The sequence below is a fragment of the Streptomyces sp. NPDC006012 genome (assembly GCF_042871185.1).
Lineage (GTDB): Bacteria > Actinomycetota > Actinomycetes > Streptomycetales > Streptomycetaceae > Streptomyces.
The window spans coordinates 1-15,992 of record NZ_JBIAIE010000054.1 but is presented as its reverse complement, the minus strand read 5'-3'; the positions used below and the strand labels follow the sequence as shown (position 1 = coordinate 15,992).

At 70.4% G+C, this 15,992-nt stretch carries 11 protein-coding genes and 2 pseudogenes; 5 read left to right on the top strand and 8 right to left on the bottom strand.

The genetic code is table 11. The features are described from left to right. Positions 1–402 precede the first annotated feature (402 nt). From ACFYPJ_RS38625 to ACFYPJ_RS38615, 3 genes are all read left to right on the top strand, one after another. Positions 403–633, top strand: coding sequence for a hypothetical protein (locus ACFYPJ_RS38625; RefSeq protein WP_389026759.1), 231 nt, complete (start codon positions 403–405; stop codon positions 631–633). A gap of 861 nt (positions 634–1,494) precedes the next feature. Continuing rightward, positions 1,495–1,995, top strand: a complete 501-nt coding sequence (locus ACFYPJ_RS38620) for a hypothetical protein (RefSeq protein WP_389026757.1) — start codon at positions 1,495–1,497, stop codon at positions 1,993–1,995. Between the two features lie 197 nt (positions 1,996–2,192). After that, positions 2,193–4,391 carry a trypsin-like serine protease gene (locus ACFYPJ_RS38615; protein ID WP_389026755.1) on the top strand — a complete coding sequence of 733 codons (2,199 nt, stop codon included), beginning with the start codon at positions 2,193–2,195 and terminating at the stop codon, positions 4,389–4,391. Between the two features lie 139 nt (positions 4,392–4,530). On the opposite strand, the gene ACFYPJ_RS38610 is transcribed toward ACFYPJ_RS38615, so the two are convergent. The 3 genes from ACFYPJ_RS38610 to ACFYPJ_RS38600 form a co-directional block, all read right to left on the bottom strand. After that, positions 4,531–5,724, bottom strand: coding sequence for an MBL fold metallo-hydrolase (locus ACFYPJ_RS38610; RefSeq protein ID WP_389026753.1), 1,194 nt, complete (start codon positions 5,722–5,724; stop codon positions 4,531–4,533). A gap of 216 nt (positions 5,725–5,940) precedes the next feature. Further along, on the bottom strand, positions 5,941–6,726 hold the full coding sequence (locus tag ACFYPJ_RS38605) for an SGNH/GDSL hydrolase family protein (protein WP_389026761.1): 786 nt from the start codon (positions 6,724–6,726) through the stop codon (positions 5,941–5,943). A gap of 638 nt (positions 6,727–7,364) precedes the next feature. Then, complete coding sequence (locus ACFYPJ_RS38600; protein ID WP_389026751.1) at positions 7,365–9,437, bottom strand: alpha-galactosidase; 2,073 nt, start codon at positions 9,435–9,437, stop codon at positions 7,365–7,367. Positions 9,438–9,608: 171 nt separating this feature from the next. On the opposite strand from ACFYPJ_RS38600, the gene ACFYPJ_RS38595 reads away from it, so the two are divergent. Then, on the top strand, positions 9,609–10,406 hold the full coding sequence (locus tag ACFYPJ_RS38595; protein ID WP_389026749.1) for a tyrosine-protein phosphatase: 798 nt from the start codon (positions 9,609–9,611) through the stop codon (positions 10,404–10,406). Positions 10,407–10,639: 233 nt separating this feature from the next. Continuing rightward, positions 10,640–11,703: pseudogene (locus ACFYPJ_RS38590) on the top strand (IS110 family transposase). A 52-nt stretch (positions 11,704–11,755) separates the two neighbouring features. Here the strand turns inward: ACFYPJ_RS38590 and ACFYPJ_RS38585 are convergent. From ACFYPJ_RS38585 to ACFYPJ_RS38565, 5 genes and pseudogenes are all read right to left on the bottom strand, one after another. Continuing rightward, positions 11,756–11,878: a DUF6126 family protein gene (locus ACFYPJ_RS38585; RefSeq protein ID WP_389026748.1), complete on the bottom strand. Its 123-nt coding sequence runs from the start codon at positions 11,876–11,878 to the stop codon at positions 11,756–11,758. Beyond that, a complete protein-coding gene (locus ACFYPJ_RS38580; protein WP_389026746.1) occupies positions 11,875–12,474 on the bottom strand; it encodes a helix-turn-helix domain-containing protein in 600 nt (199 codons plus the stop codon). Before ACFYPJ_RS38580 ends, ACFYPJ_RS38585 begins: the two co-directional genes overlap by 4 nt. Positions 12,475–12,541: 67 nt before the next feature. Beyond that, positions 12,542–13,927: an aspartate aminotransferase family protein gene (locus ACFYPJ_RS38575; protein ID WP_389026744.1), complete on the bottom strand. Its 1,386-nt coding sequence runs from the start codon at positions 13,925–13,927 to the stop codon at positions 12,542–12,544. Then, positions 13,924–15,828, bottom strand: coding sequence for a 1-deoxy-D-xylulose-5-phosphate synthase (dxs, locus tag ACFYPJ_RS38570; protein WP_389026742.1), 1,905 nt, complete (start codon positions 15,826–15,828; stop codon positions 13,924–13,926). The genes ACFYPJ_RS38575 and dxs overlap by 4 nt, the downstream gene beginning before the upstream one ends. A 28-nt stretch (positions 15,829–15,856) precedes the next feature. Then, positions 15,857–15,992: pseudogene (locus tag ACFYPJ_RS38565) on the bottom strand (4-hydroxy-3-methylbut-2-en-1-yl diphosphate synthase); the annotation flags it as partial.

Genomic DNA, 15,992 nt, shown 5'->3' with positions numbered 1-15,992 from the left:
GTCGAGCTCGCCGCATGACCCCAGCAAGACCGAATCACCCCAAACCCGACAGGGGTGCCTTGACGAAGGACATAGAGGCACCCCCCCGGGCACCGGTCTCCAGTTGGCGGAGCTACACCAGCACCGAGAAGGCGGGCAACCTCGTGCTCTGCTACACGGCCGTCATTCCCGACGACGCCTATCGGGCGGTGCTGAAACGAGTGCATGCGCAGCGAGTGGGTCTCGCGGCACCACCTGCCGCCGCACCGCTCCGACTGCTCCTCCGCCAATGTGATCGTCACCGGCCCGCCACGACTACGGGGATGAGAAATGCGGCCGGGACGGAACGGTCTCGTATCCGTCCCCCGGCTGGCCGCAATTGAGTTACGTCGTTTGCCGGCGATACAGGTGAGAGGAAAGACCATGGCGGTCAACTTTTCGGACGCTGACGCTCGTACGGCTCCGCGGTGGAGCCGGATGTTCCTCTGGCCGGGCAGCATCCCGCTCGTGCCGCACGCGATATTCATGATGCAGTGCGACCCGTCCGATGTCGGAGACTCGAATTTCTGGGTGAGGTTCATCGGCGCGGCCTCCGTCGTGCCCATCCTGGCGCAGGCACTGCTCATTGCCGGACTCGTCGGCCTGGTGCTGTGATCGTCCCGGTCACGACGCTTCGGTGCACTCCCCAGTTGGCGGCGGCGAAGCCCACCGCGCGGTAGTGCCCGTGCGGCTTCGCCGTCATGCCCAGCCACGATGACCGTTCAGTAAATAAAAGGCGAACAAAGCCGACTGAATCGCAAAGCACCGGCAGAGGTCACACGATGCGCAGAACGGCGCGAGCCGGGTCAACGAATACCGATTTGTCACCTTCAATCTGCCTGTGCGGAGGGTTTCCCGACCATTCATCAAGAATCCTTTCCACTCCTTTACTCGCACTCCACTCCTGCATTAAGTTCGTAATCAAGGTGCGTTGACGCGAGGGCACGTTCCCCACTGCCAGGCGATTCCGGACAGTGTCACCGGAACGCAATACTTGCGGCAAAAGTACGACGCGGAGGGGGTCCGGCGAGTGACGGAGGACGGAAAGCTCCACCGGGGGCACAGTGCCCGGCGCGTGCCGCACCGCCTCTCCTGCTGCCACCGACCGCGCTCAGGGGGTTCACGGGCGTAGTTCCCGCGGCGGTCAAAAATCCCGACTCCCGGGCTGCCGAGGTCAGTTGAGGGCAACCGCAGGTGACACACTGCCGGCGCCGGAGAGCCGCATAAGGGTTTTTGATTCGCACGGGCGAACAAAGCTTCCGGGCCACCGGGAGGCCGCCGAAGATGTCCGTTCCCTCTCCGTCCTTCCGCAACGGAGAGGCAAAAGCAACCTGTTGACGGTGATCAAGTCCGTAGTTACGGTGTGACTCGTTTCAACGGCCTTCCCCATTGCCATCATTTCCCTGTTGGTCAATTCGGCGGCGTTTTCGCGTTCCGCGGACGGCCGTCTGAGAGGAGTGTGCGGTGGCATTCCGCATGCGCAGTCTTCTGATCTCCAGCGCCATAGGTTCCGTTGCGGCACTCGTCGGGATTCCCCTCGCCGTCGCCCAGGACTCCGCCTCCGGCGTCTCGGCCGCTGCCGAAACCCCGCCCTTCGCGGTCGAGGACTTCAACTACCCCGGAGCCGACCGCATCCTGCAGACGGAGGGCATTCAGCTGAAAAGAGGCGACGGGCACGTCCTGTTGGTGGCCTGCGACACCACGACCGACCAGATCAAGGTCTACACGGTCAAGGACGACGCGGTCGGCCGGAAGGGGAACTACTGCTTCCGGGCCACCGCGCCGAGCGGCTTCCTGACGCTCGAACTGCCGCGCGTCTTCGCGTTGGAGACCGGTGCGCACCCCATCAGCGCCGACCTGACCGCGAACGGTGAGACCACCACCGTCGCGGTGGCCGAGGGCGGCTTCGAGAGTGTGGGTGAGGGCACCGTGGGCGGCGCCCGGTCCGTACTCGTCGAGATCCGTGTCACCGGTTAGTACGACAGACCGAGAATTCCGCGCCTGAGAATTTCGCTGGAAATCGGCGACCGATGGGTTTTCTCAGCACTCTCAAGCGTCACCGCACGGCATTGCGGTCGCATTTCTCCCGGAACTCCGGAGCGCGTGGATCCCCCCGCCGCACCGGGGTGCGGAAGTGCCCTCCTGTCCCGCCACGTCCTCGTCCCAGGAAGGTCATGAACATCCAACACTCCAGACCCGTCCGGCTTGCGCTGGCCTCGGCCCTGCTCACGGCTCCTGTCATCCTGGCCGCCGCGCCCGCGCACGCCGTCTCCGGCACCGCCGCGTCGGACACCACCTACGGCTACACCGCGCGGCTGGACATCGGCGACGGCACGCGTGCCTGTTCCGGCACCCTCGTGCAGGCCGAATGGCTGCTCACGGCGGCCAGTTGCTTCGTCGACGACCCGGCCGCCGGGCTCACCGTGCCCGCCGGCGCCCCGAAGCTGAGGACCACCGCGACGATCGGCCGCACCGATCTCAGCACCGCCGCCGGCCAGGTCGTCAACGTGGTCGAACTGGCCCCGCGCACCGACCGCGACCTGGTCCTCGCCCGTCTCTCCCGGCCGGTCACCACCGCCACCCCCGTCGCCCTGGCCACCACCGCGCCCACCGCCGGCGAAGCGCTGACCGCCGCCGGCTACGGCCGCACCAAGGACGAGTGGGCCCCGCTGAAGCTGCACAGCGGCGCGTTCTCGGTGGACGCGGCCGACGCCTTCACCGCCACGGTCACGGGCCAGAACGGCGCCGCGGTCTGCGCGGGCGACGCGGGCGGCCCGCTGGTGCGCTCCGTGAGCGGCAAGGCCACACTCGCCGCCGTCAACAGCCGTTCCTGGCCGGGCGGCTGCTTCGGCTCCGGCCTCACCGAGACGCGCACCGGGGGCGTGGCCACCCGGGTCGACGACCTGGCCGGCTGGGTGGCCGCCAGGACCGCGGCGCCCCGGGTGACCGACTTCAACTGCGACGCCGTCGAGGACGTGGCGGTCGGCGACCCCAAGGCGTCCGTGAGCGGCCTGTCGGAGGCCGGCCTGGTGAAGGCCGTCTACGGCGGCGGCAAGGGCAGCGAGACGATCCACCAGGGCCTCGACAGCGTCCCGGACGACGCCGAGGCGGGCGACCAGTTCGGCACCGCCCTGGCCGTGGTCGACCACGACGAGGACGGCTGCTCCGACCTGGTGGTCGGCACCCCCTCCGAGGACGTCGGCACGGTCGCGGACGCCGGCACGGTGACCGTCCTGTACGGCTCCCCGGACGGACTGGGCCACGGCAAGGCCGCCCTCGTCCTCCAGCAGGGCAGCGGCACCGGCGCCCTGAAGGACCGGGTGTCCGAGGCGGGCGACCGGCTGGGTGCCGCGCTGGCCGCCGGACAGACCGCTGCCGGCGAGCCGTACCTGGCGATCGGCGCACCCGGCAAGAACCTGAAGGGTTCCGTGGACGCGGGCCTCGTCTACTACCTGCGCGGCTCCATCAGTGTCTCCATCCACCAGGACTCGCCAGGTGTGGTGGGTGTCATCAGCGCGGGCGACGAGTTCGGCGCCTCCGTCGCGGGCGACCCCCAGCACGTGGCGATCGGCTCCCCGGGTGAGACCGTCGGCACCAGCGCCGACACCGGCATGGTGGCGATCTTCAACCACATGGTGAACACGGACGGCATCCCCGCTCCGGTGGCCGGCGTCAACCAGGACACCGACGGGGTCAGCGACGCGAGCGAGCCGGGTGACCTGTTCGGCGCGTCACTCGCGCTGGTCCCCTACCGTCCCGCCGGCGCCACCGCGGCGACCGACTCCGTCCTCGCGGTCGGCACGCCGGGCGAGACCCTCTGGGTCGGCACGACCTCGTTCCCGCAGGCCGGCCAGGTGACCACGCTGCGGGTGACCGCGGCCGGCGCCGTCAGTGAACTGGCCACCATCCACCAGGGCGTGGACGGTGTGAACGGGGCCTCCGCCGCCGGCGACGGGTTCGGCACCCAGGTCGCCGCCGCCAACACCGCGCCCGACCAGGTCGGAACCGCTTCGACCATGCTGCTCGCGGTGGGCGTGCCCGGCAAGGACGTCGGCACCGCCACGGACGCGGGCATCGTGCAGACCTTCTCCCTGCTGGGCGCCCCCGGTGACTCCGACCACTGGATCGAGGCGGGCAACGAACGCGGCCTGCCCGGCGCCCCCGGTGCCTCCCAGCTCGTCGGCAAGTACCTGAACGCGACCGCCACCCACCTGTGGATCGGCATGCCGCACGGCCCCGCCGAGCGTGGCGCCGTCCACGGCCTGCCCTGGTCCAACGCGATGGGCGGCACCGGCGCCGCCGTGACCACCTATCAGCCCGGCGTCGACGGCCTGCCCCTCACCGGCAAGGCGTTCGGCATGTCCATCCGCTGACCGGCACAGCACACCGGCACCGGCGGCCCCGGAGGAAATCCACGGATCCACTCTCCGGGGCCGCCTGCTGCCTCGCCGGCTGCGACCGGACACCGGCCGGGATCCGCAGGGAACCCGGCCGGCTGAGCCGTGGCCCGTGTCACCGCTCCTTGGCGAGATCGAGGTCGCCGTCGGGGAATTCCAGCACGGCACCCGGGCGCACCCGGTCGCGCCACGGGTGGGCGAGCGGCGTGGACACCGCCCGCCACCAGGGGTCCGCGGGCAGCGGTCCCGCCGGTTCGAACGGCTCGCCGGGCCGGGGGAACGCCGCCGCCTGTCCGGCCGCCTCGGCCTCGTCCTTCGTCCACTCCCCCGGCTCGGCCCAGGCGTGCACGGCCAGGTTGAAGGTGCCCCAGTGGATCGGCAGCAGCGCGCCGTGCGCCCGGCCGCCCTGGAGGTCGAGGTGGGCACGTACGCCCTCTTCGGGGGTCATGTGGATGTCGGGCCAGAATTCGCTGTAGGCGCCGATCTGGATCATCGTGGCGTCGAACGGGCCGTGCTCGGCGCCTATGTCCTTGAAGCCCTCGAAGTAGCCGGTGTCGCCACTGTGGTAGATCCGGTGCTCGGGGCCGGCGACGGCCCAGGACGCCCAGAGGGTGTGCTGCGCGTTGCGCAGGCCGCGACCGCAGAAGTGCCGGGCGGGGGTGGCGGTGAGGGTGAGTCCGCCGACCCGGGTCGACTCGTGCCAGTCCAGTTCCCGCAGGCGGTCGGCGGACACTCCCCAGCGTTCGAGATGGGCACCGACGCCCAGGGGCACGGCGAACAGGGTGTCCGTGCCGGCCAGCGCCTTGATGCTGGGCATGTCCAGGTGGTCGTAGTGGTCGTGCGAGATGACCACGACGTCGACCGGGCCGAGCGCGGCGAGCGGCAGCGGCACCGGGTGCAGCCGTTTGGGCCCGGCGAACGGGAACGGGGAGCACCGCTCGCCCCAGACCGGGTCGAACAGCACGCGCTGTCCGTCGATCTCCGCGAGCACGCTGGAGTGGCCCATCCAGGTCAGCCGGAGCCCGGAGGCGGGCGGCCGGGCCAGGTCGGCGAGGGTGGTGGCGTGCACCGGGACGATGCCCCGCGGGGCCCGCTGGGGCCGCTGCTCGCGGTCGAGATAGACCTTCGTCAGCTCCAGCATCGATCCGGAGGGCCGGATCCGGGCGGGGCCCCCGGGGTTCTGGAAGACGCCGTCGGCGAAGTGGGGCGAGCTGCGGATGCGTGCCAGGCGGTCACCGCCCGGTTCAGCGCCGAAGGCCGCGGGCTGCACTGCGCGGAGCCCGGAGCTCGGGGAACGCAAACCGGACACGGTACCTCCTGGTGGAGTGGGTGAGGCCATCCATTATGGGGGCGGCCCCCGCGACGGTCCGGCGCCGCCGGGGTGACCGGTGCCCGGCGCAGAGACGGTCGGGCGGGGCGCTCGCCGGGGAACCGGGCCGGGTTCCCGGGCCGCCGAGGTCGGGGCCACGCAGAGCGGACGTCTTGCCGGTGCGGGACGCCCGTTCGCCGGTCCCGCCCCGGCGGCTCAGGCCACCGACGCGATCCGCAACCTGATGTCGTCCGGGGACAGCGCGCCCTTGGCCGTCACCTGGTCGCCCGAGGACTCGCCGCGCAGCCGCCGGCCGATCCACGGCACGAGGTGCTGCCGGGCCCAGTGGACGTCGTCGCGGCGCACCTCCAAGGTGCCGCGGGGCGCGAGCGGCGGCCAGGGCTGCTCCGGATCGGCCGGGACATCGAGGCCGAGGATCTGTCCGGCCCGCAGCGCGACGCGCGTGTGCCCCTCGGGAGACAGGTGGAGCCGGTCGTCGTCCCAGGCCCTGCGGTCCTGCACGGCCTTCAGGGACCACAGGTCGAGCACCGGGCAGCCGTACCGGTCGGCGACGGCCCGGACGTGCCCGTTGTACGTGGCGATCTTGCCGCGCAGATGCTTCAGCACGGGTACGCCGCGGGTGTCGAAGCCGGTCGTCACCAGGACCGTGCCGACCGCTTCCGCCAGCCGGGCCACGGCCCGTTCGAAACGCTCGGCCACTTCGTCCGGGTCGGTGCCTGGGCGCAGGATGTCGTTGCCTCCCGCGCAGAACGAGACGAGGTCCGGCGCCAGTTCCACCGTCCGCGGGACCTGCTCCGCCACGATCTGGTCGAGGAGCCTCCCGCGCACCGCGAGATTCGTGTACCGGAAACCGCCTTCGGGCCGGCGGTCCGCGAGCAGTACCGCGAACCGGTCGGCCCATCCGACGAACGCCCCGTCGGGGCCAGGGTCGCCGACGCCCTCGGTGAAGCTGTCCCCCACCGCTACGTACGACCCGATCACCGCTGTGTTGTCACTCTTCGAATCGTCTGCCACGTCGGCCCATGATTCACCTTCCGATGTGACCTACGCGATCGTAGGAAGGGATTGACGAACGGTGAGATAAGACACCGGCCAAGAGTTCCCCCATGCGGGAATAGGCCGGGGAACAGGCGCGTTGACGCGTCAGCACATCATGCAGGGGCAATCGGACGACGTCACCGTACGGGCGGAGGAGGCCGCGGCCGGTGGGCCACGGAACGGGTGCGGCGCCGGAGTTTCCGGGACGTCGGCGCTCAACCTTCGCGAACATGGCGCATTTCTTTCCCGGCGCCTGCGGGGTGAGCCGTCGGGATCGGGCCGGAGTGCCCGGCCGCGCACGGGGCAGGGCTTCGCCTCCCCCGGCCGTTCCGGAAACCGGGGACCGCCGGTCGTATCCGGCGGGAATTCCCGGTCACCGTCCATTCATGCCAGCTTGGCACCCGTGCACAGTTCGCCTGATCGATTCGATCAGTCGACTCGATCGGTGAATTCAACCGGCCGATTCGCCTGATCAATTCGACTGCACGAAACACTCATTACGTGCATATGACAGCGACCCGATGTCACGGCAGGAACCTCTTCACCCCCCCGTAACCACCTTTACAATTCAGACAGAAAGGTCAGATACGGCGCAGCCGGATGACCGTCGCGTCCAGGTCACCATGGAGCGCGGTGTGCAGCCCGTGATGCGACAGCACGGCACCACAGTGCACTTCGCCCGTTTCGCGGCATTCGTACGAGGCCGACGGGTCGAGTCCGCGCAGCCGCAACGCCGGGACGGGTTCGCCGTACCGCTGCGCCTGGAGCCAGGCCAGGACGACGGTCTCGTCCCCGCGCAGATACTGCACCGCGCTCAGGCCGCCCGTGGGCGGCCGCAGCCGGTACTGCTCGCCGTGCTGCACCACGGGCCGGATCTCCTTGTAGAGGTCCACCCAGTGCCGGGCCTCGGTGAGTTCCTCCTCGCTCCATTCCGCGAGGTCGCCGCCCACCCCGAGGACACCGGCCATGGAGCTGACGAAACGGAATCGCAGACTGCTGGCCCGATCGTTTAGCTGCGTGTTCGGGCTGTCGGTGACCCAGGCCGCCATGATCCGCGCGGGATGGATCTGACTGAAGCCGTGCTGGATGGCGAGCCGGTCGAGAGGATCGGTGTTGTCGGAGGTCCACACCTGGTCGGTGCGGCTCAGGATCCCGAGGTCGATCCGGCCGCCGCCGCCCGAGCAGGATTCGAAGGCCACGCCCGGGTGAGCGGCGCGCAGCCGGTCCAACAGCGCGTACAGGGCGTGGACATGGTCGACCCACAACCGCTGCGGGTACGTCTCTCCGGGCCAGCCCGCGTCGGTGAAAGCGCGGTTGAAATCCCACTTCACATAGTCGATGGGGGCGCTGGAGAGCAGCGTGTCCAACTGCTCCCACAGATACTCCTGGACGTCCTCGCGGGCGAGGTTGAGGACCAGCTGATTACGCAGTTCCGTCCGCTTCCGTCCCGGCTGGTACTGCACCCAGTCGGGATGCGCGCGATACAGCTCGCTGTCGGGGTTGACCATCTCCGGCTCGACCCAGATGCCGAACTGCATGCCCAGGGCGTGCACCTGGTCGGCCAGCGGCGCCAGCCCCCGCGGGAACCGGTCGGGGTTGGGCGTCCAGTCACCCAGTCCGGCCCGGTCGCTGGTCCGGGCGCCGAACCAGCCGTCGTCCACCACGAACAGTTCCACGCCGATCTCCGCCGCCCGCCGGGCGAGCGCGGCCTGCTGGTCCTCGGCGATGTCGAAGAACGTCGCTTCCCAGGAGTTGAACAGCACGGGCCTGTCCCGGTCCGCGTCCGGGATGACGTACGCCCGCTGATAGGCGTGCCAGGCGCGGCTCGCGCCGCCGAAGCCGCCGTCGCTCCACAGCCCCGCGAAGACGGGGCTGGTGTACGACTCCCCCGGTTCCAGCATCAGCAGGCCCGAGTCGTCGTACCCGGCGCCACCGGTGATCTGCACGCGCGCGTCCGGAAGCTGGGCGACCGCGATCCGCCAGGAACCCGACCAGCCGAGCGCGCAGCCGTACACCTCGCCGCGCTCCTCGGTGGCATCGGTGTCGAGCGCCACCCAGGGCAGGTACTGGTGTCCGGTGTGACCGCGCCGGCTGCCGATGACCTTCTCCCCGTAGGTCAGCGGACCGCTGGTCAGCTGGGACTCGGCGGCCCAGCGGCCGTGCAGGTGGGACAGGCGCCAGTCCTCCCGGTCGGGCAGGGTCCAGGTGGCCGCGTCCGCGCGGAGCAGTTCCACCTGCGTGTCGCCTTCGTTCACGAGACTCACCCAGCGCTCGACGACATCGCCGCGCATCCGGTAGTGGAGGGTGATGACCAGCCCCGCGTCCCGGAAACGCAGCCTCAGTTCGCCGTCCTCGACCGCGTGGTCCACGAAGGCCCATTCGGTGCCGCGGCGCTCCTCGGTGCGAACCGACAGCGCGGGCCTCACGAAACGCGGGCCGCCCTCGACGGGATACTCCTCGTGCCCGTCGAGCGGCGATTCGAAGCCCCGGTAGGCGGGCAGCGGACGGACGGCCAGGGCCTCGGCGTCGGCGAGCGCGACGGCCGGCCCCCAGTGCAGGTGCAGCAGTTCGTCCGCCTCCGTGAGGTGCAGCGCGTAACTACTGTTCGGCCCCCTCAGCAACCACGTACGACCGTCCTCGGCGATATCCACCATCGAAACCTCACAAGCATCCACAGATTCGCTCACACCTCAACATCATCAAGGGCGACAGGCCCCTGTGCAACGCCTGTGGACATCTCGATATGGGGGAAATGCTTGTCGTATGGTCGACGGCGTGCCCGTCGACGAGAAGCGCCGACGGGCGCCGACCGGGAGGAGCCCCCCGTGACGCAGCAGGTCCCGTCGACCGAACCCGAACTGGCCGGTGTGCGCAACTTCCGTGACGTGGGCGGACTGCCGGCGGGGGACGGGCGGCGGGTGCGGTACGGAGCGCTGTTCCGCAGCGGCCACCTGGCACACGCCACCGAGTCCGACGCCGCGTTCCTGTCCACCCTGGGCCTGCACACCGTGTTCGACTTCCGCAACGCGGCCGACCAGAGGCTGGAGGGGCCGGACGTCGAGCTGCCCGGCGTGCGCAACGTCAACCTGCCCCTGACCGACCCGGCGGACGGCGTCGAGTTCTGGACGATGGTCCGGGACGGCGACCTCGACCAGCTGCGCACGATCCTGGGCGACGGCAAGGCCGCGCACCGGATGATCGTCTCGTACCGCGCGATCATCGAGCAGCGCACGGCCGAACACTCCCGCGTGCTGCACGCGTTGGCCGAGGACAGCGTGCCGGTCCTGATGCACTGCGCGGCCGGCAAGGACCGCGCGGGCCTGTCCATAGCCGTGACGCTGCTCGCCCTGGGCGTGGAGCGCGAGGCGATCCAGGCCGACTACCTCAAGTCGAACGCCACGCACCGTCGCTACCAGGTGCGTCGCAGCGGCAGCGCCGACTCGGCGTACACCCCCGAGGTCATGGAGTTGCTCAGCCCGCTGTTCGACGCGCGCGCCGAGTACCTCGCGGCCGCCTTCGAGACCGTCGAGCGGATCTGGGGCGGCGTCGACGCCTATCTGGAACAGGGGCTGGGCCTGGCACCGCAGACCCGGGAGCGGCTGCGCGAGCGCCTGCTCGACTGACAGTGAGGATGTGACGTGGTGACGCTGCGGGTGGGTCTGACCCTCCGACTGACTGACGTCTCGACTGTCCTGTTTGCGATTCGCCGGCCCGCCGGGCGTCACCACGCACGCGGCCGGACGGGCGTTTGTGACCTTATAGGAGCTTGGTCCAGAAGCCCCGTCACTGTCCTGTCCTGTCCACCCGCCCGACCGGCGCGTGCCGCCCTCGGAACGGACACGCCACAAGGACGGACATGACCAGCATGACGCACGACGGCCCGCAGATCACCGGCGGAGTCGACACCCACGGCCTGACCCACCACGCGGCCGTGGTCGACCCGGTCGGCCGGCACCTGGCCGACCGGGAGTTCCCCGCCACCGTCCGCGGCTACCGCGACCTGTTGGACTGGATGCGTGGCCACGGCGCTCTCACCGCGGTCGGGTCGAGGGCACCGGCGCTTATGGAGCCGAACTCGCCCGGGTGCTGACCGCCGCGGGGGTCACCGTCGTCGACGTGGACCGCCCAGACCGCAAAACACGCAGGATGAAGGGCAAGTCGGACCCGATCGACGCGTATGCCGCCGCGACGGCCGTGCTGTCCGGCCGGGCCACCGGTGTCCCCAAGAGCCGGGACGGTGTGGTCGAGGCGGTGCGGGTGCTGCGGATCGCCCGCCGCAGCGCCGTCAAGGCCCGCACGCAGGCGATGAACCAGATCCGCGGCCTGCTCGTGGCTGCCCCCGCCATGCTGCGCGAGCAGGTCGCCGAGCTGGAGCGGGCCGCGCTGATACGCACGCTCGCCCGGCTGCGGCCCGGGGACGACCTGTCCCGCCCGCTTGCGGCGACCCGGGTATCACTGCGTCGGCTCGCCCGCCGTCACCAGGCGCTGGACACCGAGATCGGCCCACTGGTCAAGAAGGCCGCCCCCGCGCTGCTGGAGCTGTTCGGCGTCGGTCCCGAGACCGCTGCGCAACTGCTGGCCTCGGCCGGGGACAACCCCGAACGGATGCGGTCCGAGGGCGCGTTCGCGCACCTGGCCGGCGTCGCCCCGATCCCGGCCTCCTCCGGCCGCACCCACCGCCACCGCCTCAACCGCGGCGGCGACCGGGCCGCGAACAACGCCCTGCACACCATCGTGCTCACCCACATGCGCTTCGACGAACGCACCCGCGCCTACGTCGAACGCCGCACCAAGCAAGGACTGAACAAGAAGGACATCATGCGCTGCCTCAAGCGGTTCGTCGCGCGCGAGGTCTATCGCGCCCTGACCAGCACAGCAACCGAACGAATCACTCAAACCGACCTGACTCCCGCGGCTTGACAGCCATAGGAGCATCGGGGAGCCGGCCGGCGCCGCCCGGCCGCATGCCCACTCATCCCTTGGCGCCCACCGCGAACAGCAGATAGATGAAACCGGCCAGGACGTGTCCGGCGACGAGGTAGACGATCAGCCGGACCCACAGGGCGCGCGGGAACTTCTCCTCCATGTCGGTCATCGCGACTCTCCAGTGATCGGGCCCAGGCACAGGGCGGCCGTGGGACTCTGCAGCAGGGTATGGACGAACAGCAGCTCCACCCCGTCGTGGTCCTCGGCGGCGAGGCGGTGCGGGGTGAGCGAGTCGAAGTGCGTGCTGTCGCCGGGCCCGAGGAGATGCGCGGTGTCCCCGAGGCGCAGCCCGAGCCGCCCCTTGAGGACGTACAGCCACTCCTCGCCGGGGTGGACCCGCACGATGTCGCCCTGCGAGCCGTACGGCACCCGGACCCGCAGGGCCTGCATTCCGCGGCCCGGGGCGCCGGCCTGCCAGTACGTCCAGCCGCCCGCGTGGGTCGGCTCCATGTCGGCGGCGCGCACGACGGCGTCCCGGTCGGCCACGGTCTCACCGAGCAGTTCCGAGACCGTCGTACCGTAGATGCGGGCGAGTGCCAGGAGCAGCGGCAGCGACGGCTGGCGCTGCCCGGTCTCCAGCCGGGAGAGGTGGGCGGGCGACAACCCGGCGGAACGCGCCGCCGACTCCAGCGTGAGGCCGGTCCGGCGGCGCAACGAGCGGAGCTGCGGCGCTACGGCGGGCAGCTCGGCTTCGGAGGAGCTCATACCTCCATTGAGCCGCAGGTTTGCCTCATTGGCAAATTTTTTGCCTCAGAGGCAAACCCGGCCGTGGTCACCGGTTGGCGACCGCCTGCTTGATCAGCGTCTTGCCGAAGTCCCACATCAGACCGCCGCCGCTGTGCGCGTCGTCCATGACGGCGGTGAAGGCGTCGACGAACCGGTCGACGTCGGCCTCGTCGACGACCAGCGGCGGAATCAGCTTGATCACTTCCAGGTGGTCACCGGAGACCTGGGTCAGGATCCGGTGCCGCTGGAGCAGCGGGACCACCACCATCTGCGCGAACAGACCCTTGCGCGCGGCCTGCAGCATCGTCCAGCGGCTGCGCAGCTTCAGTGAGCTGGGCCTGCCGAACTCGATGCCGACCATCAGACCCCGGCCGCGGACATCGGCGAGCAGTTCGTACTTGTCGATGAGCGCGGCCAGCCGGGACCGCAACAGGTCCCCGGTCCTGCGCGCACGGGCGACGATCTGCTCGTCCTCCATCACCGACAGCACGGCGAGACCCGCGGCCATCGCCTGCGCGTTGGCACCGAAGCTCGCCGAGTGGACCAGGACCCGGTCCATGGACGAGTAGACCTTCTTGAAGATCCAGTCCTTGCCGAGGGTGGCGCCGACCGGCACATAACCGCCGGACAGCGCCTTGGCCACGCACACCAGGTCCGGCTCGACGCCGTCCTCGTGCTGGTACGCGTAGAAGTCCCCGGTCCGGCCGAGTCCCGTCTGCACCTCGTCCGCGATGAGCAGTGCCTTGTGCTTGTGCAGCAGGTCCTGCGCGGCACGCAGATAGCCGGGCGGGGCTTCGTGCACGCCCTTGCCCTGGATCGGCTCGACGACCAGAGCGGCGACGTCGCCCTTGGCCAACTCCCGGGACAGGGCGTCGAGGTCGCCGAGGGGCACGGCCGTGTCCGGCAGCAGCGGAGCGAAGCCGTCCCGGAAGCCCTTCTCGCCGTTGACCGACAGGGACCCGGTGGTCAGGCCGTGGAACGCGTGCTCGCAGTACAGGATCCGCGGCCTGCCGGTGGCGTACCGGGCGAACTTCAGCGCGGTCTCCACCGCCTCCGTACCGCTGTTGCCGAAGAACACCCGGTCCAGGTGCGGGCTGTGGCCGAGGAGCTTCTCCGCCAGCAGCCCGGGCAGCGGCTGGCAGTCGAAGCGGGTCAGGTCGGCGAGCGAGGCGTCGAGGACGTCGTGCAGCGCCTTGCGGACGACCGGGTGGTGCCGACCGAGGCCCATCACCCCGAAGCCGGCGAGCATGTCCAGGTAGTCGTTGCCGTCCGCGTCCCAGAAGTGAGCTCCCTCGGCGCGCTCGTAGACCCGGTCGAAGCCGATGGTGTGCAGCATGCGCGGGAGCTGGTGGTTCAGGTACTTGGTGTGCAGCTCGTAGCGCTCGGCTCCGCGCTCGGCCAGGAGGGCACCGAGGTCGAACTCCGTGGTCATTCCGCTTTCTCCTTGACTGTGCCGTCGGTCTGCTCCCTGACGGCCAGGCTCGCGCCGATCCGTCCGGCGATCTCGACGGGGGTGAGACCGATGTCGGCCAGCACCTCCGCGCGCTTGGCGTGCGCGAGGAACTGCTCCGGAATGCCGAACCGGCGCACCGGCACATCGACGTCCGCGTCGCCGAGGGCGAGCGCCACGGCGGCACCCACCCCGGCGGCCCGGCTGTTGTCCTCGACGACGGCCACCAGCCGGTGACCGGCGGCGAGCCCGGGCAGCGCCGGGTCGACCGGCTTGACCCAGCGCGGGTCCACCACCGTGCAGCCGATACCGCGCGCTTCGAGCAGCTCGGCCGCCTGGAGGCAGACCGGCGCCATGACGCCGACGGCCACCAGCAGGACCTCGGGCCGGTCCGCCCGGTGCAGGACGTCCAGGCCCCCGACCCGGTCGACGGCGGGGATCCGGGGCCCGACCGACTCCTTCGGAAAGCGGACCAGGGTGGGCGCGTCGTCGACGGCGACGGCCTCCCGCAGCTGGGCGCGCAACTGGTCGGCGTCCCGCGGCGCGGCGATCCTGAGGCCGGGTACGACCTGGAGGACCGACATGTCCCACATCCCGTTGTGGGAGGCACCGTCCACACCCGTGACGCCGGCCCGGTCGAGCACGAAGGTCACCCCGCAGCGGTGCAGCGCGACGTCCATCAGGAGCTGGTCGAAGGCGCGGTTGAGGAAGGTGGCGTAGACGGCGACGACCGGATGCAGCCCGCCGGTCGCCAGGCCCGCCGCCGACACGGCCGCGTGCTGCTCGGCGATGCCGACGTCCCAGATCCGCTCCGGGAAGCGCTCGGCGAACCTGCCGAGGCCCACCGGGTGCAGCATCGCCGCGGTGATCGCCACGACGTCGTCCCGTTCCTCCCCGATGCGGACGATCTCGTCGCCGAACACCGAGGTCCAGGACGGCCCGTTGGAGGGCGCGAGCGGCTCGCAGGTGAGCGGGTCCATCACGCCGACGGTGTGGAAGTGGTCCTCCTCGTGGGCGAGAGCGGGCTCGTAGCCGCGCCCCTTCTCCGTGAGGCAGTGCACGAGGACCGGCCCGTGGAAGCGCTTCGCACGGCGCAGCGCGGACTCGACGGCCTTGATGTCGTGGCCGTCGATCGGACCGACGTACTTCAGGCCCAGGTCCTCGAACAGGCCCTGCGGGGCGAAGGCGTCCTTGAACCCCTTCTTGGCGCCGTGCAGCGACTCGTAGAGGGTACCGCCGACCACCGGGGTGCGCAGCAGCACGTCCTTGCCCCAGGCGAGGACCTTCTCGTACGAGTCGGTGGTGCGCAGGGCGGCGAGGTGGTTGGCGAGGCCCCCGATGGTCGGCGCGTACGACCGCTCGTTGTCGTTGACCACGATGATCAGCGGCCGGTCCTTCGCGGCGGCGATGTTGTTCAACGCCTCCCAGGCCATGCCGCCGGTGAGTGCGCCGTCACCGATGACCGCGACCACATGGCCCTTCTCGCCCTGCACCGCGCGGGCCTTGGCGAGCCCGTCGGCCCAGCCGAGCACGGTGGAGGCGTGGCTGTTCTCGATGACGTCGTGCTCGGACTCCTCGCGGGAGGGGTAGCCGGACAGGCCGCCCTTGCCGCGCAGCTTCGAGAAGTCCTGACGCCCCGTCAACAGCTTGTGCACATAGCTCTGATGACCGGTGTCCCACAGGATGCGGTCGTCAGGTGACTCGAAGACCCGGTGCAGTGCGACGGTGAGTTCCACCACGCCCAGATTGGGCCCGAGGTGGCCGCCGGTCCTGGCCACCGCGGTCACCAGGAACTCGCGTATCTCTTCGGACAATTGCCCGAGTTCCGCCTCGGACAGCCCCTTCAGGTCGCGTGGTCCCCGGATGGTCTCCAGAATCGTCACGCTCGGCCCCCTCTCGGTCCGTGCTCGTTCAACTCACTGTCACTGCCGGCGTCCCCGCAACGCCGGGGGCGCCCGACGCGGCGCCCTCGGCCTCCATCTGCTCGGCGAGCTTCATCGCCTCTTCGATCAACGTCTCGACGATCTTCGACTCGGGAACCGTCTTG